The 17790-nt window shown below is 67.4% G+C and carries 24 protein-coding genes; 8 read left to right on the top strand and 16 right to left on the bottom strand.

Features of this window, described 5'->3' with window-relative positions; genetic code table 11:
* Positions 1-49 precede the first annotated feature (49 nt).
* The 14 genes from D578_RS0101980 to D578_RS16015 form a co-directional block, all read right to left on the bottom strand.
* Positions 50-406 carry a cupin domain-containing protein gene (locus D578_RS0101980; protein ID WP_018948337.1) on the bottom strand — a complete coding sequence of 119 codons (357 nt, stop codon included), beginning with the start codon at positions 404-406 and terminating at the stop codon, positions 50-52.
* Between the two features lie 13 nt (positions 407-419).
* Positions 420-1970, bottom strand: a complete 1551-nt coding sequence (gene gpmI, locus D578_RS0101975; RefSeq protein WP_018948336.1) for a 2,3-bisphosphoglycerate-independent phosphoglycerate mutase — start codon at positions 1968-1970, stop codon at positions 420-422.
* Between the two features lie 102 nt (positions 1971-2072).
* Complete coding sequence (gene tatC / locus D578_RS0101970; protein ID WP_018948335.1) at positions 2073-3263, bottom strand: twin-arginine translocase subunit TatC; 1191 nt, start codon at positions 3261-3263, stop codon at positions 2073-2075.
* The gene (tatB, locus tag D578_RS0101965; RefSeq protein ID WP_018948334.1) at positions 3260-3961 is read right to left on the bottom strand and encodes a Sec-independent protein translocase protein TatB; all 702 of its coding nucleotides are present in this window, start codon (positions 3959-3961) and stop codon (positions 3260-3262) included. The genes tatC and tatB overlap by 4 nt, the downstream gene beginning before the upstream one ends.
* Positions 3962-4005: 44 nt before the next feature.
* Positions 4006-4296: a twin-arginine translocase TatA/TatE family subunit gene (tatA, locus tag D578_RS0101960; RefSeq protein ID WP_018948333.1), complete on the bottom strand. Its 291-nt coding sequence runs from the start codon at positions 4294-4296 to the stop codon at positions 4006-4008.
* Between the two features lie 72 nt (positions 4297-4368).
* Positions 4369-4737 (bottom strand): phosphoribosyl-ATP diphosphatase, encoded by a 369-nt coding sequence (locus tag D578_RS0101955; RefSeq protein ID WP_018948332.1) that lies wholly within the window; start codon positions 4735-4737, stop codon positions 4369-4371.
* Complete coding sequence (gene hisF, locus D578_RS0101950) at positions 4734-5528, bottom strand: imidazole glycerol phosphate synthase subunit HisF (RefSeq protein WP_018948331.1); 795 nt, start codon at positions 5526-5528, stop codon at positions 4734-4736. The genes D578_RS0101955 and hisF overlap by 4 nt, the downstream gene beginning before the upstream one ends.
* A 1-nt stretch (position 5529) precedes the next feature.
* Positions 5530-6258 carry a 1-(5-phosphoribosyl)-5-[(5-phosphoribosylamino)methylideneamino]imidazole-4-carboxamide isomerase gene (gene hisA, locus D578_RS0101945; protein WP_018948330.1) on the bottom strand — a complete coding sequence of 243 codons (729 nt, stop codon included), beginning with the start codon at positions 6256-6258 and terminating at the stop codon, positions 5530-5532.
* A gap of 10 nt (positions 6259-6268) precedes the next feature.
* Positions 6269-6925, bottom strand: coding sequence for an imidazole glycerol phosphate synthase subunit HisH (gene hisH / locus D578_RS0101940; RefSeq protein ID WP_018948329.1), 657 nt, complete (start codon positions 6923-6925; stop codon positions 6269-6271).
* 24 nt (positions 6926-6949) lie between these two features.
* A complete protein-coding gene (hisB, locus tag D578_RS0101935; protein ID WP_018948328.1) occupies positions 6950-7543 on the bottom strand; it encodes an imidazoleglycerol-phosphate dehydratase HisB in 594 nt (197 codons plus the stop codon).
* Between the two features lie 129 nt (positions 7544-7672).
* Positions 7673-8050, bottom strand: a complete 378-nt coding sequence (locus D578_RS0101930) for a hypothetical protein (protein WP_018948327.1) — start codon at positions 8048-8050, stop codon at positions 7673-7675.
* 137 nt (positions 8051-8187) lie between these two features.
* Positions 8188-8472 (bottom strand): thiosulfate oxidation carrier complex protein SoxZ, encoded by a 285-nt coding sequence (gene soxZ, locus D578_RS0101925; protein WP_018948326.1) that lies wholly within the window; start codon positions 8470-8472, stop codon positions 8188-8190.
* A 46-nt stretch (positions 8473-8518) separates the two neighbouring features.
* The gene (gene soxY / locus D578_RS0101920; RefSeq protein ID WP_018948325.1) at positions 8519-8989 is read right to left on the bottom strand and encodes a thiosulfate oxidation carrier protein SoxY; all 471 of its coding nucleotides are present in this window, start codon (positions 8987-8989) and stop codon (positions 8519-8521) included.
* On the bottom strand, positions 8986-9246 hold the full coding sequence (locus tag D578_RS16015; protein ID WP_196800650.1) for a hypothetical protein: 261 nt from the start codon (positions 9244-9246) through the stop codon (positions 8986-8988). The genes soxY and D578_RS16015 overlap by 4 nt, the downstream gene beginning before the upstream one ends.
* A 79-nt stretch (positions 9247-9325) precedes the next feature.
* Here D578_RS16015 and D578_RS15175 point away from each other — a divergent pair, with 79 nt between their 5' ends.
* The 8 genes from D578_RS15175 to hslU all read left to right on the top strand — a co-directional run bounded on the left by D578_RS15175 (position 9326) and on the right by hslU (position 15906).
* Positions 9326-9460 (top strand): lipoprotein, encoded by a 135-nt coding sequence (locus D578_RS15175; protein ID WP_018144932.1) that lies wholly within the window; start codon positions 9326-9328, stop codon positions 9458-9460.
* The gene (gene lysA / locus D578_RS0101910; RefSeq protein ID WP_018948324.1) at positions 9461-10750 is read left to right on the top strand and encodes a diaminopimelate decarboxylase; all 1290 of its coding nucleotides are present in this window, start codon (positions 9461-9463) and stop codon (positions 10748-10750) included. It abuts the gene before it with no gap.
* A complete protein-coding gene (locus D578_RS0101905; RefSeq protein WP_018948323.1) occupies positions 10747-11421 on the top strand; it encodes a trans-aconitate 2-methyltransferase in 675 nt (224 codons plus the stop codon). Before lysA ends, D578_RS0101905 begins: the two co-directional genes overlap by 4 nt.
* The gene (gene dapF / locus D578_RS0101900) at positions 11421-12257 is read left to right on the top strand and encodes a diaminopimelate epimerase (protein WP_018948322.1); all 837 of its coding nucleotides are present in this window, start codon (positions 11421-11423) and stop codon (positions 12255-12257) included. Before D578_RS0101905 ends, dapF begins: the two co-directional genes overlap by 1 nt.
* Positions 12254-12997 carry a DUF484 family protein gene (locus D578_RS0101895; RefSeq protein WP_018948321.1) on the top strand — a complete coding sequence of 248 codons (744 nt, stop codon included), beginning with the start codon at positions 12254-12256 and terminating at the stop codon, positions 12995-12997. Before dapF ends, D578_RS0101895 begins: the two co-directional genes overlap by 4 nt.
* Positions 12969-13892, top strand: coding sequence for a tyrosine recombinase XerC (xerC, locus tag D578_RS0101890; protein WP_018948320.1), 924 nt, complete (start codon positions 12969-12971; stop codon positions 13890-13892). The genes D578_RS0101895 and xerC overlap by 29 nt, the downstream gene beginning before the upstream one ends.
* Positions 13893-13987: 95 nt before the next feature.
* A complete protein-coding gene (gene hslV / locus D578_RS0101885) occupies positions 13988-14530 on the top strand; it encodes an ATP-dependent protease subunit HslV (protein WP_018948319.1) in 543 nt (180 codons plus the stop codon).
* A gap of 41 nt (positions 14531-14571) precedes the next feature.
* Positions 14572-15906, top strand: coding sequence for an ATP-dependent protease ATPase subunit HslU (gene hslU / locus D578_RS0101880; protein WP_018948318.1), 1335 nt, complete (start codon positions 14572-14574; stop codon positions 15904-15906).
* Between the two features lie 43 nt (positions 15907-15949).
* Here the strand turns inward: hslU and D578_RS0101875 are convergent, their stop codons facing one another.
* On the bottom strand, positions 15950-16861 hold the full coding sequence (locus D578_RS0101875) for a lysophospholipid acyltransferase family protein (protein ID WP_018948317.1): 912 nt from the start codon (positions 16859-16861) through the stop codon (positions 15950-15952).
* Complete coding sequence (locus D578_RS0101870) at positions 16854-17642, bottom strand: tRNA 2-thiocytidine(32) synthetase TtcA (RefSeq protein WP_018948316.1); 789 nt, start codon at positions 17640-17642, stop codon at positions 16854-16856. Before D578_RS0101870 ends, D578_RS0101875 begins: the two co-directional genes overlap by 8 nt.
* Positions 17643-17790: the final 148 nt, after the last annotated feature.

The following is a 17790-nucleotide window of genomic DNA, read 5'->3' as shown; positions in this document are numbered from 1 at the left end:
GCCGCAGCGCCGCGGCATCACGCGGGGTGGCGGCGTATGGCGCTCGGCGCTACAGCAGTTCGGTATCGTCGTGCGAGTAGGCCGGGGAGCAGCTGCAGAGGATGTGCAGCGGCTCGGTGCCTGTATTGAGGATGTTGTGCCGCGTGCCGGGATGGATACAGACGGTGTCACCCACGGCCACCGGGAAGGTTTCCTCGCCCAGGCGCATCTCGCCCTGCCCGCGGGTCACGTGATAGATCTCCTCGGTGCGGGCATGGCGATGCAGGCGCGTGATGGCGCCCGGCTCGACCACGGCCTCGGCCAGGCTCTGAGCCGCATTGCCATGCACATCGGGGTGCATCAACTCGCGGATCTCGGAGCCGTCCTTGGTGTCGTAGGCCGGTATGTCACTGTAGTGCGTATGCATGGCGATCTCGCGCTCAGGCCGAGGCGGGTACTTCCTCGAACAGCAGGCTTTGCCCACCCATTGCGGAGGGCTTGGGCACGCCCATCAGCTCCAGCACGGTTGGGGCCACGTCGGCCAGGCCGCCGCCGGTGCGCAGACGCCAGCGCTGCGAGTCGGTGATCATGCACATCACGGGATAGATGGTGTGCTGGGTGTGGGGGGCGCCGGTCACCGGGTCCACGTACTCATCGCAGTTGCCGTGGTCGGCGGTGACGATGGCCGAATAGTCGAGCTTCTTCGACGCGTCCAGCACGCGCCCGACCTCGCGGTCCAGGACCTGGACGGCCTCGATCAGGGCCTCGCGCTTGGCCGTATGGCCGACCATGTCGCCATTGGCGAAGTTGACCAGAATGAAGCCGTAGCGGCCGCTTTCCATCGCCTGGATGGTCTGGTCGGCGACCTCGACTGCGCTCATCTCCGGCTGCTCGTCGTAGGTGTCCACCGACGGCGAGGGGACCATCACGCGCTGCTCGCCGGCGTAGGGCTCTTCCTTGCCACCGTTGAAGAAGAAGGTCACGTGGGCGTACTTCTCGGTCTCCGCGCAGTGGAACTGCGGGATGCCGGCGGAGGCGATGGTGCTGCCCAGGGTCGTCGACGGGCGCTCCGGCGGGAACGCGATCGGTGACAGGAAGCGCGGGTCGTACTCGGTCAGGCAGGTCTCGGAGACCGAGTGGAAGTCCCCGCGGTCGAAGCCGTCGAAGTCGTCCATGCCCAGGGCCGCGGTCAGCTGACGCGGGCGGTCGTTACGGAAGTTAAACAGCACGCAGACCGCATCCTGTCCCAGCGGCTCGCCGCCGTTGATGATGCGCGGGTTGATAAATTCGTCATCCTCGCCCGCGGCATAGGCCGCCTCGATCGCCTCGCGGGCGGAGCCGGCGGCCTCGCCCTCGGCGTAGGCCATCGCGCGGAAGGCCTTTTCCGTGCGCTTCCAGCGCTTGTCGCGGTCCATCGCATAGTAGCGCCCGCACACGGTGGCGATGGCGCCGCCGGCGTTCGCCAGCTCTTCCTCCAGCGGATCCAGGTAGTGGAGCGCGGAGCGCGGCGCGGTATCGCGGCCGTCGGTGATCATGTGCACCATCGGGCGCGCACCCTCGCGCTGGCAGATCTCCACCAGGGCGCGCAGGTGGCGGATATGCGAGTGCACACCCCCATCGGACACCAGGCCGATCAGGTGCAGCGGCTGGTCCTTCGCGGCCGCGGCGCGCGCGGCGCTGACCAGGGCGTCGTTCTCGTAGAAACTGCCATCGGTGATGGAGTCGTCGATGCGCACCAGGTCCTGATTGATCACGGTGCCCGCACCCAGGGTCAGATGCCCGACCTCGGAGTTGCCCATCTGCCCATCCGGCAGCCCGACGGCACGACCACAGGCGTCCAGCGTCGTGTGGGTATGCGTGGAGAGGTACTCGTCGAGACGCGGGGTGTCGGCCTCGGCGTAGGCATTGTTCAGCTTGGACGGGTTCACGCCCACCCCGTCCATGATGATCAGCAGGACAGGGCGGCGGGGGGTGGGACGCGGGTGTGCCATCGCGGGATCATTACCTGGGTCAATGGGTTACCCGGGTATTTTAGCAACTTCCGATGCTTGGCGGGGCGCAGGCCTGCACAAATACGGCCGTCTGCGAGTGACTCAGCGATCGCGCCCCGTATTGCCATCCTCCTGCGATGCGTCCGCGTCGCGCAAACCTTCTTCGGGCTGGCCGCCGTCAGCTTGGTCCTCGCCACCCTGGCCCTCGGCCGCCGGATCGGCGGGGGCGTCGGTGGCGGGCACGCTCCCGGACTGACGCGCCTCGCGCTGGCGGCGCAGATCGGCCTGCTCGTCCTCGATGCGGTCGAGCTCGGCGTCCATCTCGTCGTCGGTCAGCGGCGTGTATCCGGTGCGCGCGGCGGCGCTGGCGCCCCCACTGGTGGAGGCGGCCGCCGTGGACGAAGTGGCCCGCGTGGTGCCGGACGTCTTGCCCGAACCGCCAGGGCCACCGCGCGGCGTACCACCGCCGCCACCCGGTCCATCGTCGTCCGGACCGTCATCGGCGTCGGCCGCATCGTCACCACCCGCAGTCGCGCGGCGTTGGGCCTTCTTGCGCTCCATGATGCGCGACAGGATCAGGCCGATCTCGAACAACAGCCACATCGGCAGGGCCAGCAGCGTCTGCGAGATGATGTCTGGCGGGGTCAGCACCATGCCGACCAGGAACACCCCGACGATCACGTAGGGGCGCTTCTGCGAGAGCTTGGCCGGGGTCGTGGCGCCCATGGAGACCAGCAGAATCGTTGCCACCGGCACCTCGAAGGCGATGCCGAAGGCGATAAACAGCATGATCACGAACGATAGATAACGCGAGATATCGGTCATCACGGCCACGCCCTCGGGCGCCGTGGCCGTGAAGAACGCGAAGATCAGCGGGAAGACCACGAAGTAGGCGAACGCCATGCCCAGATAGAACAGCGCGGTCGACGAAGCCACCAGCGGCAGCGCCATGCTCTTTTCATGGGAATAGAGCCCCGGCGCCACGAAGGACCAGATCTGATACAGCAGGTAGGGGATGCTGAGCACCACCGCCAGCAGCAGGGTCAGCTTGAACGGGATCAGGAACGGCGCGGCCACGTCGATCGCGATCATGCTGGTGCCTTCCGGCAGGTGCTGCATCAGCGGGCCGGCCAGCCAAGTGTAGATCGGGTTGGCGAACGGGAACAGGATCAGGAACATCACCAGGATGGCGATGAACATCCTGAGGATGCGGTCGCGCAGCTCGATCAGGTGCGTGAGCAGGGTCTCGGTCGCTTCCGGACTCGGCTCGACCCCCGGTTTGGTCTTGCTCATGAGTGCTTGTCAGGGGTCGGGTCGTCGTGGGTGGTATCCGCTTCGGGATCAGAGGCCTCGCCCCCTCGCGACTCGGCGGGGTCCGGGGTGCGCCGTTCGCGCACCGCCGGTTTCTTCCGCTCCGGACGCGGGCCTTCGGCGGCGCGCGCCTTTTGCTCGGCGGCCAGCGCCGGGTCGTCGGTCATCAAGTTGCCATCCAGATCGCCCTGGGTGGGCACACGCCGAACCTCGGACGCATCCGCGTCGTCGGCCGCCTCCGGCGCATCCTCGCCCGAGTCGCGAACCTCGGCATCCGGGCTCCGCATGGACGGCTTGTCGCGTACGGCGGGCTTGGCCTTGTTCTCCGCCAGGGCCTTTTGCTCCTTGTCGGAGAGATCCTTGCGGGTCTTCGGCTTGCCCTCGATATCTTCGCGCAGGTCCCGCTCGGTATCCTCGATGTCCTCGCGCAGACTGGTCTCGGTCTCGTCCATCATGTCCTTGAGCTGACGGATCTCGCGATCCTGGCTCTTCAACATGTTGCGCAGTTCGTCAGTCTGCAGCTCCTGCTCGAAATCGGAGCGCACGCTATGGACGAAGCGCCGCGTCTTGCCCACCCAGCGCCCGATCTCGCGCGCAAGCCCGGGCAGACGCTCCGGCCCCACGACCAGAAGCGCCACCAGCACGATGATGATGATTTCCCAGAAACCAATGTCGAACATGGGCTACCGCCGCTCGGGCCTGGCCGCCGCGCAGGGCGCGAGGCTCAGGACTTCTTGTCCGATTGCGAGGCGTCGGAATCCTTTTCGCTGCTCTTCTTCACCTCGGCGTCGACCACCCGGCCTTCGCTGTCCGTCTGGTTCTCGACCTCGCGCTGCTCGTCGTCTTCCTCGCCTTCCTTCTTCTCGGCGTCGGGATCCTTGACCGCCTGGCGGAAATTTTTCATGGCCGAGCCGATATCCCCACCCATGTTGCGCAGCTTCTTCGTGCCGAACAGCAGCACGACGATGAGCAGGACGATGAGGAGCTGCCAAATGCTGATACCACCAATACCCATGAACTCTGTCTCCAGTCAAACAACTTTGGGGCCAGCCTGAACGGCGCCAGGCCCATAATCAACAATACGCCGCTAATGATCCGAGCGGCGTCCACTCGTTTCTCGTGAGGCCTTCTCGGCGACGCCCGACAGGCCGAAGCGCCGCGCCAGTTCGTCGAGGACATCGTCCGGGTGCCGCCCACGGGCCACGAGCACCACCAGGGCATGAAACCACAGGTCGGCCATTTCCGACACCAAGGCGTCCGTGTCGTCGTTCTTGGCGGCAATCAGCGTCTCCGCCGATTCCTCGCCCAGCTTCTTGAGCATCTCGTCCAGGCCGCGGGCGTGGAGCTTCGCTACATAGGACTGCTCCGGGTCGGCCTGGCGGCGCTGCTCGATCACCTCGGCCAGCGCGGAAAGCACCTCGGCACCACCGGGGCGAGCGGGCGTCGAATCGGTCATTGCGCAGCCACCCCGGCGTCGTTCGGCCGCACAGGGACACCGGCCGCCGCCATCGCGTCCTTGGCCTCGCCCACCGTGTGCTGACCGAAATGGAAGATACTGGCGGCCAGCACCGCATCGGCATGACCCTCGGTCACCCCCTCCACCAGATGCTGCAGTTCGCCGACCCCGCCGGAGGCGATGACCGGCACGCCGACCGCGTCGCTGACCGCGCGGGTCAGGGGCAGGTCGAAGCCGATGCGGGTGCCGTCGCGGTCCATGCTGGTCAGCAGGATCTCGCCGGCACCCAGAGACTCCATGCGCTGGGCCCATTCAACCACGTCCAGCCCGGTCTCGCGGCGCCCACCGTGGGTAAAGACTTCCCAGCGCGGCGGTTCATTCCCGCTGCTGACCTGCTTGGCGTCGATCGCGACCACAATGCACTGGCTGCCGACCCAGTCGGCGGCCTCGCGCACCAGCTCGGGCCGATGCACCGCGGCGGTGTTGATGGAGACCTTGTCGGCCCCGGCGTTCAGCAGGCGGCGGATGTCTTCGACCGCGCGCACGCCACCACCCACGGTCAGCGGGATGAAGACCTCGCGCGCGACCGCCTCGACCACGTGCACGATGGTCTCGCGATCGTCACTGGAGGCGGTGATGTCGAGGAAGGTGATCTCGTCCGCCCCCTGGGTGTTGTAGCGCCGGGCGATCTCCACCGGGTCCCCGGCATCGCGGATACCGACGAAGTTGACGCCCTTGACCACGCGGCCGGCATCGACATCCAGACAGGGGATGATGCGCTTGGCGAGCATCTCAGTTCGCGAGGGCCTTGCGGGCCTCCTCCAGGGTAAAGGCGCCCTCGTACAAGGCCCGCCCGACGATGGCGCCGGTAATGCCCTCGTCCTCGCGCGCGGCGAGGTTGCGCAAGTCGTCCAGCGAGCTGATGCCGCCGGAGGCGATCACCGGCACGCGCACGTTGCTCGCCAGGCGCGCCGTGGCCTCCACGTTGGGGCCCTTCATCATCCCGTCGCGGGCGATGTCGGTGTAGACGAAGGCCACCACGCCGTCGGCCTCGAAGTGCTGGGCCAGGTCGACCACGTCGTGATGCGACAGCTTGGACCAGCCATCCACCGCCAGCTTGCCGTCCTTGGCATCCAGCCCGACGATGATACGGCCGGGGAATTCCAGACACAGGTCATTCACGAAGTGCGGCGCGCTGACCGCGCGGGTGCCGATGATCACGTATTCGACCCCGGCATCCAGATAGGCCTGCACCGTGTCCTCGTCGCGCACGCCGCCGCCGATCTGGATCGGCAGGTCGGGGAAGGCCTTGGCGATCGCGTGAACCGCCTTGGCATTGCGCGGCTGACCGGCAAAGGCACCGTCGAGATCGACGATATGCAGGCGTTCGGCCCCGGCGTCCACCCAGCGCTTCGCCATCTCCACCGGGTCCTCGCCGAACACGGTGGAATCGTCCATGTTCCCCTGACGCAGGCGAACGCACTTGCCTTCCTTCAGATCGATTGCGGGAATGACCAGCATCTTCGGCTCCTCACGACGCCCCGGGACCGTCACCGTCCCAGCGCAGAAAGTTATGCAGCAGGCGCAGCCCGCAGGCGGCGCTCTTCTCCGGATGGCACTGCATGGTGAACAACGAGCCCCGCGCCAGTGCCGAGGCAAAGGTCTCGCCATAATCGGTGCGCCCGGCCACATCGGCCTCGCGCTCGGGCTGCACCCGATAACTGTGGACAAAGTAGAACCACGGGGTCTCCGGCAGGCCATGCCACAGCGGATGCTCCTGCGCCGGCAGCACACGGTTCCAGCCCATGTGCGGGATCTTCAGGCGCCGACCGTCCGCGCCCTGCATCTCGGGAAAGCGTGCGACCCGGCCCGGCAGGATGCCCAGCAGGTCGACCCCGCCGCTCTCCTCGCTGGCGTCCATCAAAATCTGCTGGCCCAGGCACAGGCCAAGAAAGGGCCGGTCGGCCGCGAGCTCCGGCAGCAGCCGGTCGAGCCCGCGGCCGGACAGCGCCTGCATGGCGTCACCCGCCGCGCCCTGGCCGGGAAATACCAACCGGTCGGCCTCGCGCAGGGTCTCGGGGTCGTCGGTCAGCAGTACACGCTGGTCGCCCGCGGCCTCGTGCTCCAGCGCACGCACCACCGAGTGCAGATTCCCCATGCCGTAATCGATGACGGCAACAGTTTCCATGGCCGGGTCTCGTCCGTTGGTCCGTTACAGACTGCCCTTGGTGGACGGCGTGATCCCCGCAGAGCGCGGATCAAACTCCGCCGCCACGCGCAGGGCGCGCCCGAAGGCCTTGAAGATGGTCTCGGCGACATGGTGCGCGTTGTCGCCGCGCAGGCAGTCGATGTGCAGGGTCATCCAGCCGTGGTTGACCAGGCCCTGAAAGAATTCGTGAAACAAGTCGACGTCGAATTCGCCGATGTGCGAACGGCGGAAATCGGCGTGCATCTCCAGCCCCGGGCGACCGGAAAAATCGATGACCACGCGCGACAGGGCCTCGTCCAGCGGGACATAGGCATGGCCATAGCGGCGGATGCCCTTCTTGTCCCCCAGGGCCTTGGCCAGCGCCTGCCCCAGGGTGATCCCGACGTCCTCCACCGTGTGGTGCGCATCGATATGCAGATCACCCTCGGCGCGTACGTCGAGATCCACCAGTCCGTGACGGGCCACCTGGTCCAGCATGTGGTCGAGGAACGGGATGCCGGTCTCGAGATGGCTCTGACCGGTGCCGTCGAGGTTCAGCTCGACGGCGATCCGGGTCTCCAGGGTGTCGCGGCGGACAGATGCAGTACGTTCAGTCATATTCCGGTTCGGGCACGGTAAAAGGCCAGTGTAGCAAGGCTTGCCGTCGCCCGGTATGACACAGGGAAACACGGGCCTATTAACAGCGGAGTAGCGCCTCCCAGGCGGACTGCGGCTTCACCCCCTCCACTACACGCCGGAGGTCAGCTTCGGCCCCACCAGTAACGCCTCGGGCACCACCGCCTGGATCGCCCCCGGCACTTCAGTGCAAAGCCCTGGCCGCGCGGTCAGCGAGACCCACAGGGTGTTCAGCTTCAGGTTCAGCTCGACGAACGCGATATCGTCCCCATAGCCGTTTAGCACCCGCTCGATGGCGCGCGCCCGGGCATGGAGTTCGTAGCGCGGGCGCTGGCGCAGCCCGGGGATCAGCATCATGAAGTCCGCCAGTCGGCGGCCTTCGGCGTCGCGCCGGGGCAGGCGTTGCCACAGGGGCTGGTGGGGTTCGAGGAGCAGGGCCGGGCGCAGCGCCGGATCAGCGTCACGGGGCGCGGGGGCATCAGGGGACATGGCGGTTCGCTCGGCATGGACCTGTCTGGAGTGTAGTCCACGCCAGGGAGACACTCACTGCAGAAACCCCGATGACCGGGCACAAAAAAGCCGGGGACCAGCCCCGGCTTCTTCAAAGAGAGTGGGAACCCTCTTTATTACCGCACTTCGACCTCGGTCGAATCGGATTCACCCTTGTTGTCCGTCCAGGAGATGGACACGGTGTCACCGGCGGAGCCGTCGATCTCAACCTGCAGGAACGGGTTGCGGGAGACGGTGTAGTTCCAGTTGGCGGTGATGGCAGTGTTGCCATTGCGCGCCACTTCAACCGTTTCGATGAAGTGCGGGCCACCGTCGTCGTCGGGGACGAGCATGTCGTGGCTCATCAGCGCACGGATGTTGATAACGCCGTTGCTTTCTTGGGCGCGAACTCGAATAGACATATCTTAAACCTCCAGTAGTGTTCGGATCAGCGGTTCGGGGTCGGCGTTAGCCGCCGCAGCCACCAACCGTGACCTTCACTTCTTGAACCGTCTTGTACCAGGTGTCGCCGGACTTCACAGCGGCGATCACGTTGGAGGACTCGCCCATGCGGATACGGCCGGAGACGTTCGCATGCGCGCCGTCACCCAGCACGTAATGTGCGACCAGCGGCAGGTTGTTCAGCTCGACGAACACGGCCATTTCGGTCACGTTGTCCAGGCTGGACTCGACCGACACCGGGACCACGGCGCCATTTTCGGCGATTTCCGGGGCGCTCAGGGTGACGTCGCCATCGGCGATGTCGCTGGAGCCGGTGACGGCTTCCATGGCGTTGGCCAGGCCTTCGGCACCGAAGGCTTCGGACGGCCAGGCGGCAAGCAGCTTGCTCGGGGCGAGCAGACCGGCCCCGACGGCGACACCGACAGTACCGGCGGCGAGAGTGCCCTTCAGGAAGACACGGCGCTTGGTGCTAATCATGGATGATCTCCTCTCATCTTGTGGGTCAGATCCGGATTATCCGGGACGTCTTGGCGGCGAACCGCGGTGACGCCTGTTGCTTTGGACGGCGAGCTGCAGGTCTCTATTCCCTGCGGATCGGGCTCCGCCCCCTGACCAGCTTCAATGGTCTTTTGCTGGTCTCGCAGATGCATCGTCCCAAATCTGGCTGAATCATTGATGAACGAATCATCGCCGTTCACGATCGGGTGAATTTCGTCGGGCAGATACCGCAGCATCTACCGCTAGCACCTGAAGCCAGGGGCGTATCAATGGCACACTAGCGTCCCTTGATGCAACGAACCCCGGACCCGAACCATGTTCTCCTGCAAGGCCCAGTGGCTCCTGATTGCCGTGATCGTCGTGCTCGGCACGATGCAGATGCTCTCCGCCTGCGGTCAGAAGGGCGATCTCTACCTGCCCGATGACGACGAAACCGAGGAGCGTCGCTGAATGGACTACTTCGATTACCACCGCGGAACCCTGTTCTGCGAAGGCGTGGCACTGGACCGCCTTGCCGAGCTGGTCGGCACACCCGCCTACGTGTATTCCCGCGCCACGCTGGAGCGCCACTTTCGCGCGTTCAGCGAGGCCCTGATCGGCACCCCGCACCAGGTCTGCTTTGCGGTGAAGGCGAACTCCGCGCTGGGCGTACTGAACGTGCTGGCGCGCATGGGCGCCGGTTTCGACATCGTCTCCGGCGGCGAACTGGAGCGCGTGCTGCGCGCCGGTGGCGATCCGGCGAAGGTGGTGTTCTCCGGCGTCGGCAAGACCGCCGCCGAGATGCGCCGGGCGCTGGAGGTCGGCATCCACTGTTTCAATGTCGAGTCCGCCCCGGAGCTGGACCGGCTGGAGGCCGTCGCGATGGAGATGGGCGTGCAGGCCCCGGTGTCGATCCGGGTGAACCCGGACGTCGACGCCGAGACCCATCCCTATATCGCCACCGGGCTGCGCGAGAACAAGTTCGGCGTCGCGATCGAGGAGGCGCCGGCGCTGTATGCCCGGGTGCGCGACAGCCAGCACCTGGAGGCGACCGGCGTCGACTTCCACATTGGCTCGCAGCTGACCCGCATCGACCCGTTCACCGACGCGCTCAAGCGCGTGCTGGCCCTGGTCGACCAGCTGGCCGCAGACGGCATCGAGCTGGAACATATCGATGTCGGCGGCGGGCTGGGCGTGCGCTACCGCGACGAGACCCCGCCGGAGCCGGATGCCTGGGCCAGCGCCCTGCGCGAGGTCCTGGCCGATCGCCCGCTGAAGGTCCTGCTGGAACCGGGGCGCGCGATCGCCGCGAATGCCGGCGTGTTCCTGACCCGGGTGGAATACCTGAAGCACACCGAGGCGCATGACTTCGCGATCGTCGACGGCGCGATGAATGACCTGCTGCGCCCGGCCCTTTACGGCGCCTGGCAGGAGATCGTCCCGGTGGTACCGCGCAGCGACACCCAGACCCGCACCTACGACATCGTCGGCCCGGTCTGCGAGACCGGCGACTTTCTCGGCCGCGAACGCGAACTGGCCCTGGCCGCCGGCGACCTGCTCGCGGTACGTTCGGCCGGCGCCTACGGCTATGTGATGGCCGGCAACTACAACTCGCGCCCGCGCCCGCCGGAGGTAATGGTCGACGGCGACCACTTCCAGATCATCAACCGCCGCGAGCAGGTCGATCACCTGATGATGCGCGAGAGCATGCTGCCCCGGGACGCAGAGGACGAGGACCCGCCAGGGAGCGTCGAGCCGTGATCCCGCGGCGCCCGGAGCCTGAACTGATGCTGGAGCCGCAGCAGGCCCGTGCCTATGCCGAGGCCGATTTCGCCGCCCCGCACGAGGCCTTCGTCGACGCCTTCGCCGAGGCCTTCCGGGGCCCTGTGACCGGGCCGGTGCTGGATCTGGGCTGCGGCCCGGGCGATGTCTCGCTGCGCTTCGCCACGCGCTACCCCGACTGCGAGGTCGACGGCCTCGACGGCGCCCCGGCAATGCTGGCGGCCGGCGACGCGCTGAGGGCCGGGCACCCGGCCGCGGACCGCGTGCATCTGGCCGAGGGCTGCCTGCCGGGGGCGTGCGGACCGCGCGCGCCATATGCCACGATCATCAGCAACTCCCTGCTGCATCACCTGCATGACCCGGCCGCTCTGTGGCAAACCATTGTGCGTGACGGCGCGCCCGGCGCGGCGGTGTTCATCATGGACCTGCGACGGCCGGATGCGACCGAGACAGTCCAGGCCCTGGTCGCGGAGTACGCGGCCGACGCGCCGCCGGTGCTGCGCCACGACTTCGAGCACTCCCTGCATGCCGCCTTTACGCCTGACGAGGTGCGTGAACAACTGGCAGCGGCCGGACTCGAGGGCTTCACGGTGACCGTCACCTCGGATCGCCACATGACCATTGTCGGCCGCCTGCCGGAGACCGTCTGATGCGCCTGGAATTCACCAAGATGCACGGCCTGGGCAACGACTTCGTCGTAATCGACGGTATCCGCCAGGCGGTCCGGCTCGACGAGCCGACGCTGCGCCACCTGGCAGATCGCCACTTCGGCATCGGCTGCGACCAGATCCTGCTGGTGGAGCCACCGGGCGATCCGGCGCAGGCGCTCTTTCGCTATCGCATCTTCAATGCCGACGGCTCCGAGGTGGAGCAGTGCGGCAACGGCGCGCGCTGCTTCGCCCGCTTCGTGCGCGAGCAGGGCCTGACCGAGGCCCGCGAGATCCCGGTCGAGACCCTCGGCGGGCGCATCGTGCTGCATGTCGAGGACGACGAGCAGGTGCGCGTGAACATGGGGCAGCCGGTGTTCGCACCGGAACGCATCCCGCTAATCGCCGAAAGCGAGGCCGATGCCTACACCCTCGACGTGCAGGGCCACTCGATCACCCTGGGCGCGGTGTCCATGGGCAATCCGCACGCGGTGATCCTGGTCGACGACGTGGCCGGCGCGCCGGTCCACGAGATCGGCCCGATCATCGAACGCCACGCAAGCTTCCCGCGCCGCGTCAATGTCGGCTTCGCCGCGCTGCGCGACCGCGGGCATCTCGACCTGCGGGTGTTCGAACGCGGCGTCGGCGAGACGCTCGCCTGTGGCAGCGGCGCGGCCGCCGCGATGGCCGTCTTGCGCCGCCGCGGACTGGTCGACGACAACCTCGAAGTGAGCCTGCCGGGCGGGACCCTTGTGCTAAGCTGGGCCGGACAGGCCGAGGCACCGGTTTGGCTGACCGGGCCGGCCACCACGGTATTCAACGGCTGGATCGATCTATGACTGGGCAGCAATCCTCCAACGCGTCTGCGGCAAAGACCAAGACCCCCAAGACCCGGGCTCCGGAAGACAACAGGGAAGCGATCAGCGCGGCCGACGTCGAGGCCTACCTGCGCGAGCATCCCGACTTCTTCCAGGACCACCTGCCGGTGCTGGACATCCTGCGCCTGCCGCACCCGACCGGTGGCGCGGTGTCCCTGCTCGAGCGCCAGGTCGCCCTGCTGCGCGAGAAGCACCGCGCGATGGAACAACACATGGGCGAGCTGGTCGAGCGTGCCCGCGACAACGAGCGCATGGGCCAGCACCTGCACGAACTGGCCAAGACCCTGATGCGCGCGGACAACCTGGACGCGGTACTGGCGCTGACCCAGGACGCCCTGCGCAACGAACTGGGTTCAGAACGCGTCAGCATCCGGCTGGCTCACCGCGAGGTCGACGACCTGCATGCACTCGATAGCAGCGAGCTGGCCACGTTCGAGCCGCTGTTCAGTCGCGGCAAGGCCCAGTGCGGTCGCGTCCCGGCCGAGATGCTGGACGTGCTGTTCGACGACGCCGAAGAGATCGGCTCGGCCATCCTGATGCCGCTGGGCAACGAATCCGACCATATCGGCGTACTCGGCCTGGCCAGCGAATCCGCGGACCGCTTCGAGCCTGACATGGGTACCTACTTCGTCACCCACATCGGCGACCTGCTGGCCGAATCGATCCGCTGCCATGTCGAGCGGGCCCACGCCGCTGCCTGACGCACCCGAGCAGGATGCGGATATCGCGGCCTTTCTGGCCCATTTGAGCGATATTCGCGGCCATTCGCCGCATACCGTACAGGCCTATCGGCGCGACCTGGCCCGCCTGCGCGGGCTGCATAACGGCCCCTGGGACGCACTCAAGGCGGCCGACATGCGTCGCATCGCCGGACAGCTGGCCCGCCAGGGCCGCCACCCGCGCTCCATACAGCGCTTCCTGTCCGCCGTGCGCGGCTTCTTCGCCTACCAGGTCGAACAGCGCCGCATGCCGGCCAACCCGGCCGCCGGCATGCGCGGCCCGCGCGCCGGACGCCCCCTGCCGCGCGATCTCGATGTCGACCAGACCCAGCGGGCGCTGACCCCGGCCGAGGGCCTGGAGCCAATCCTGGCCGCCCGTGACCAGGCGATGCTGGAGCTGCTGTATTCCTCCGGGCTGCGCCTGTCGGAACTGACCGGACTGGATCTCACCGATCTCGACCTGGATTCCGGGCTGGTACGCGTGCTCGGCAAGGGTCGGCGCGAGCGCAGCATCCCGGTGGGGCGGGTGGCCCGCGATGCGCTGCACACCTGGCTGAAATGCCGGGGCGACTGGGCCGCAGCGGACGAGCGCGCCGTGTTCGTCAGCCGACGAGGCCAGCGCCTCGGCAACCGCGCGGTGCAACGCCGGGTCGCCGAGGCCGGCCGCCGCGCCGGTCTGGACGTGCGCCTGCACCCGCACCGTCTGCGTCATGCCTTCGCCAGTCACCTGCTGGAGTCCAGCGGCGATCTGCGGGCAATCCAGGAACTTCTCGGCCACGCAAACCTTGAAACCACCCAGATCTATACCCATCTCGACTATCAGCACCTGGCACAGGTGTATGATGCCGCCCATCCGCGGGCCCGCCGGAAAGACTAATCCGGCCGCGATCCTACCCCCACCGGGTGAACGATCCCGGGCCGCCGCAGCCCAACACCGTGCCCCATGACACTCAGCCGTAACAGGAGAGATCCGTGGAACAGTTTCGCGGCACCACCATCGTATGCGTCCGCAAGGACGGCGCCGTCACCCTCGGGGGCGACGGCCAGGTATCCCTTGGCAACACCGTGATGAAGGGCAACGCGCGCAAGGTGCGCCGCGTCTACCATGATCGCATCCTGGCCGGGTTCGCCGGCGGCACCGCCGATGCCTTCACCCTGTTCGAGCGCTTCGAGGGCATGCTGGACAAGCACTCCGGCAACCTCACCCGCGCCGCCGTCGAGCTGGCCAAGGACTGGCGCACCGATCGCGCCCTGCGCAAACTGGAGGCATTGCTGGCGGTCTCCGATCGCGAGAACTCGTTCGTGATTTCCGGCAACGGCGACGTGATCGAGCCGGAAAACGCCCTGATCGCGATCGGCTCCGGTGGCCCCTACGCCCAGGCCTCCGCCCAGGCCCTGCTGCAAAACACGGACCTTCCGGCCCGCGAGATTGTCGAGAAGTCACTCAACATCGCCGCCGACATCTGCGTGTACACCAATCACAACATCACCCTGGAGAGCCTGGACGCGGAATAACGCGACCCGGCGCCAAGCGATTTGACCAAGGCCCTTTTGCCATGACCGACATGACCCCCCGCGAGATCGTCCAGGAACTGGACCGCTACATCATCGGCCAGGACGACGCCAAGCGCGCCGTCGCCGTTGCCCTGCGCAACCGCTGGCGCCGCCGCCAGCTGCCGCCGGAGCTGCAGCCGGAAGTCACGCCCAAGAACATCCTGATGATCGGCCCGACCGGCGTCGGCAAGACCGAGATCGCGCGCCGGCTGGCGAAGCTGGCCCACGCCCCGTTCATCAAGATCGAGGCGACCAAGTTCACCGAAGTGGGCTATGTCGGACGCGATGTCGAGTCGATCATCCGCGATCTGGCCGAGGCCGCGGTGAAGCAGCTGCGCGACGAGGCGATCAAGGAAAATCGCCTGAAGGCCGAGGACGCCGCCGAGGAGCGCATCCTCGACGCCCTGCTGCCAAGCCCGCGCAACGCCGGCTTCACCGAGTCCGAGCCGGACCACGCCAACAGCGAGACCCGCCAGAAGCTGCGCAAGCGCCTGCGCGAGGGGGACATGGACGACCGCGAGATCGACATCGAGGTCTCGCAGAACCCGCAGGGCGTGGAAATCATGACGCCCCCGGGCATGGAAGAGATGGCCAGCCAGCTGCAGTCGATGTTTCAGAATATCGGCGGGCAGAAGACCCGCTCGCGGCGGCTGAAGATCGTCGAGGCACGCAAGCTGCTGATCGACGAAGAGGCCGCGCGCCTGGTCAATGAAGAAGAGCTGAAGCTGAAGGCGATCGAGCGCGTGGAACAAAGCGGCATCGTGTTCCTCGACGAGATCGACAAGGTCGCCAAGGGCAGCGAGAAGACCGGCGGTGGCGAGGTCTCCCGCGAGGGCGTGCAGCGCGACCTGCTGCCGCTGATCGAGGGCACCACCGTCTCCACCAAGCTGGGCATGGTGCGCACCGACCACATCCTGTTCATCGCCTCCGGCGCCTTCCACCTGTCCAAGCCGTCCGACCTGGTGCCGGAACTGCAGGGCCGGCTGCCGATTCGCGTCGAACTGAGCCCGCTGTCGGTGGACGCCTTTGTCCGCATCCTGACCGAGCCCACCGCCTCGCTGACCGAGCAGTACACCGCGCTGATGAAGACCGAGGGCGTGGAGCTGCGCTTCGAGGAAGACGGCGTGCGCCGCCTCGCCGAGATCGCCTTTGATGTGAACGCGCGCACCGAGAACATCGGCGCCCGCCGCCTGCATACCGTGCTGGAACACCTGCTACAGGATGTCGCTTACCGCGCCCCGGACGTTGAAGGCGCCGTGATCGTGGACCGCGCGTTCGTCGACGAACGCCTCGGCGACCTGGTGGAAGACGAAGACCTGTCCCGCTACATCCTCTGACGCGACCGGGCTGAGCCCCCCGAGAGCGCCGCGAAGGCGAACGCTACTTGGGGGTTCCCCGGCGATAGGGGTCCGGCCAGCCTTCGGGGGACGGATGGAAGCGCTTGTAGGCCCAGTTGTACTGCTCGGGGCAGCGGCGTACCAGGGTCTCCACATGGGCGTTGATCGCAGCGGCAGCGCGGGCGAAATCACGGTCCGCGACCTCGGGGCCGGCCACGACCTCGTGATACCGAAAGCCCCGGCCCTTCGGCAGGCGCTCGGCGAACAGCAACACCACGTGATCATCGCGGCCGCGCAGCAGGCGTGGCAGCAGGGTCATGGTCAGGGCCGGGCGCCCGAAGAACGAGGCGTGCTCGCCGGAGGCGCCCTTGGGGCTCTGGTCCGGCAGGATGCCAATGATCTCGCCCCGGTCGCGGGCCTGCTGCAGGGTGCGCAGGCCGCTACGATCGGCCGGGGCGAGTTTCGCCCCGGTGGAGGCACGCGCCTCGCGTACCCAGCGGTCCACCTCCGGGGTCTTGAACGGGCTGTAGAGCGACGCCATTGGCCCATGACGCGCGGCGTGCAGCCCGGCGAACTCCCAGGAACCGAGATGCGGGGTGCACAGGAACAGGGCCCGGCCCTCGCTGCGTTCACACAGACGCGCGTAGCCCGGCGGTTGGGCCGCCAGGCGTGCCAGGGCCTCCGGGCGTGAGTGCCACAACCGGGGGGATTCGGTCAGGGCCCGACCCATCGCCATCAGGGAGCGCCGTCCCACGCGCCGCCGCCAGGTGGGGTCCTTCTCCGGGAAACACAGCGCCAGGTTGATGCGCGTGATGCGTGCCGCCCGGGTAGGCAGGTACCAGACCAGCGCACCCAACACGCCGCCCAGGGCGTGGTTCACACGCAGCGGAAGCCGCGCGAGCAGACGCAGGCCGCCGCCAATCAGGCGGTCACGCAGATGCCGACGCCTAACCATGTCCAGAGGCTTCGGGTTGATGGGTGGCGGCAGGCGCCAGGCCTCGCGGGGGAATGCCGCCCTCGGTCATTAACGGCTTGAGGGTAGTGCGCAGGTTGCGGAACAGCCGCGGGTGGCTCGCCTCCTCCTGCGCCAGCAGCTGCTTCATGTGCTCGCGCTGGGTCGGCATGGCAAAACAGGCCGGGCAGTTGTCGAGGATCACCGGCAGCCCCGCCGCCGCGGCAAAGTCGCGGGTCTGGCGCTCGCGCACGTAGACCAGCGGGCGGATCACCCGCAGGTCCCCGGCGTCGATCGCGTAGTGGGCCTTCATGGTACGCAGCTGGCCGCCATGGAAGGCGCTCATCATGAAGCTCTCGGCCAGGTCGTCGAGGTGCTGGCCCAGCGCGAGCACGTTGTAGCCGTGTTCGCGCGCCGTGCGATACATCAAGCCGCGCTTCATTCGCGAGCAGAAGGAGCAGAACGAGTCGTTGTCCATGTGCGCGTCGGCCAGCTCGGCGATCGGCTCGGACACGAAGTGATAGGGGATCCCATAGCTGCCCAGGTAGTCCATCAGCCGCTGCGGCTCGAAGCCCTCGATCTCGGGATTGATGGTAACCGCCCCCACCTCGAAGCGCACCGGGGCCCGCCGCGCGAGGTTGTGCAGCAGCCACAGCAGGGTCAGCGAGTCCTTGCCGCCGGACAGGCCCACCAGGATGCGGTCGCCCTCGCGGACCATGTCGAAGTCGGCGATGGCACGGCCGGCGAGGCGGCGAATCGAGGCAGGAACGGCGGGTGTCTCCATGGGCCCGCAACATAGGCCGGCGGTCGGCTGCACGCAAGCCCAACCCGCAATGGTGGCGCAGGATTTCGGTGCACACCGCGCCTCCCGTGCACCAGGGATGAACACCCTCCGCGCACGCACGGGGCAGGGGCTGCCACCATGAGTGCGC

This window comes from Thioalkalivibrio sp. ALMg11 (genome assembly GCF_000377905.1).
GTDB lineage: Bacteria > Pseudomonadota > Gammaproteobacteria > Ectothiorhodospirales > Ectothiorhodospiraceae > Thioalkalivibrio.
This window is presented reverse-complemented; position numbering and strand designations above follow the sequence as displayed.

What these genes read in the sequence shown, in the direction of transcription:
- hisA (WP_018948330.1), bottom strand. Translation starts at nt 6,258, where the DNA reads ATGCTGGTCATTCCCGCAATCGATCTGAAGGAAGGCAAGTGCGTTCGC.
- D578_RS0101980 (WP_018948337.1), bottom strand. Translation starts at nt 406, where the DNA reads ATGCATACGCACTACAGTGACATACCGGCCTACGACACCAAGGACGGC.
- soxY (WP_018948325.1), bottom strand. Translation starts at nt 8,989, where the DNA reads ATGATTAGCACCAAGCGCCGTGTCTTCCTGAAGGGCACTCTCGCCGCC.
- xerC (WP_018948320.1), top strand. Translation starts at nt 12,969, where the DNA reads ATGTCGAGCGGGCCCACGCCGCTGCCTGACGCACCCGAGCAGGATGCG.
- dapF (WP_018948322.1), top strand. Translation starts at nt 11,421, where the DNA reads ATGCGCCTGGAATTCACCAAGATGCACGGCCTGGGCAACGACTTCGTC.
- D578_RS0101870 (WP_018948316.1), bottom strand. Translation starts at nt 17,642, where the DNA reads ATGGAGACACCCGCCGTTCCTGCCTCGATTCGCCGCCTCGCCGGCCGT.
- gpmI (WP_018948336.1), bottom strand. Translation starts at nt 1,970, where the DNA reads ATGGCACACCCGCGTCCCACCCCCCGCCGCCCTGTCCTGCTGATCATC.
- D578_RS15175 (WP_018144932.1), top strand. Translation starts at nt 9,326, where the DNA reads ATGTTCTCCTGCAAGGCCCAGTGGCTCCTGATTGCCGTGATCGTCGTG.
- hisH (WP_018948329.1), bottom strand. Translation starts at nt 6,925, where the DNA reads ATGGAAACTGTTGCCGTCATCGATTACGGCATGGGGAATCTGCACTCG.
- hisB (WP_018948328.1), bottom strand. Translation starts at nt 7,543, where the DNA reads ATGACTGAACGTACTGCATCTGTCCGCCGCGACACCCTGGAGACCCGG.
- D578_RS0101895 (WP_018948321.1), top strand. Translation starts at nt 12,254, where the DNA reads ATGACTGGGCAGCAATCCTCCAACGCGTCTGCGGCAAAGACCAAGACC.
- soxZ (WP_018948326.1), bottom strand. Translation starts at nt 8,472, where the DNA reads ATGTCTATTCGAGTTCGCGCCCAAGAAAGCAACGGCGTTATCAACATC.
- D578_RS0101955 (WP_018948332.1), bottom strand. Translation starts at nt 4,737, where the DNA reads ATGACCGATTCGACGCCCGCTCGCCCCGGTGGTGCCGAGGTGCTTTCC.
- tatB (WP_018948334.1), bottom strand. Translation starts at nt 3,961, where the DNA reads ATGTTCGACATTGGTTTCTGGGAAATCATCATCATCGTGCTGGTGGCG.
- tatC (WP_018948335.1), bottom strand. Translation starts at nt 3,263, where the DNA reads ATGAGCAAGACCAAACCGGGGGTCGAGCCGAGTCCGGAAGCGACCGAG.
- hslU (WP_018948318.1), top strand. Translation starts at nt 14,572, where the DNA reads ATGACCGACATGACCCCCCGCGAGATCGTCCAGGAACTGGACCGCTAC.
- D578_RS0101930 (WP_018948327.1), bottom strand. Translation starts at nt 8,050, where the DNA reads ATGTCCCCTGATGCCCCCGCGCCCCGTGACGCTGATCCGGCGCTGCGC.
- lysA (WP_018948324.1), top strand. Translation starts at nt 9,461, where the DNA reads ATGGACTACTTCGATTACCACCGCGGAACCCTGTTCTGCGAAGGCGTG.
- D578_RS0101875 (WP_018948317.1), bottom strand. Translation starts at nt 16,861, where the DNA reads ATGGTTAGGCGTCGGCATCTGCGTGACCGCCTGATTGGCGGCGGCCTG.
- tatA (WP_018948333.1), bottom strand. Translation starts at nt 4,296, where the DNA reads ATGGGTATTGGTGGTATCAGCATTTGGCAGCTCCTCATCGTCCTGCTC.
- D578_RS16015 (WP_196800650.1), bottom strand. Translation starts at nt 9,246, where the DNA reads ATGCTGCGGTATCTGCCCGACGAAATTCACCCGATCGTGAACGGCGAT.
- hisF (WP_018948331.1), bottom strand. Translation starts at nt 5,528, where the DNA reads ATGCTCGCCAAGCGCATCATCCCCTGTCTGGATGTCGATGCCGGCCGC.